The following is a 512-nucleotide window of genomic DNA, read 5'->3' on the forward strand; positions in this document are numbered from 1 at the left end:
TTGTTCCCGGGCCTCGTCCTTCCGATCCAGATGGGCAAGACAGACGCATCGGTGGTAGGTCACGTGGCGGCTGTTGGGGCGCTCCGCGTCCAACGTATCAAATTTGGACAAGGCGTTCCCGTAATCCTTGGCCTCAAAGTACTTCACCGCGTCGATATACAGCGCTTTGGCTTCTTCGTTCGTCATGCCTGACTCCCAAGGCGGTAAGGTAATCTCTTTACAACTGAAAGTATATCACAAAATGTAATGGATGCTACCCCTTCGTTGCAACTTCTTTTCTGGAATACTTTTCGCAGAATTCGCCGTCGATGTATTCCTGGAACCTGCTTCCATCCGGGTCCAACGCGACCCATTACGCGGGTCAAGCAAGCGAATGGGACAGGTGCAGAGTTTCCCGGCTTGGGCCAGAGCGTGTTTTCTGACCTTGACCGGCATTCGCGAGATATCGTGTAATGAACTTTTGACTTAATGATATAATCTACAAATAGTACGAAAACGATTTTGTTAATTCT

Annotated in this window: 1 protein-coding gene; it reads right to left on the minus strand. The window is 49.4% G+C overall.

What is annotated here, in order from left to right:
- A partial coding sequence (locus tag JNK74_30410; GenBank protein MBL7650482.1) for a hypothetical protein occupies positions 1-186 on the minus strand: 186 nt, incomplete at its 3' end.
- Positions 187-512: the final 326 nt, after the last annotated feature.

Source organism: Candidatus Hydrogenedentota bacterium (genome assembly GCA_016791475.1).
Classification (GTDB): Bacteria; Hydrogenedentota; Hydrogenedentia; order Hydrogenedentales; family JAEUWI01; genus JAEUWI01.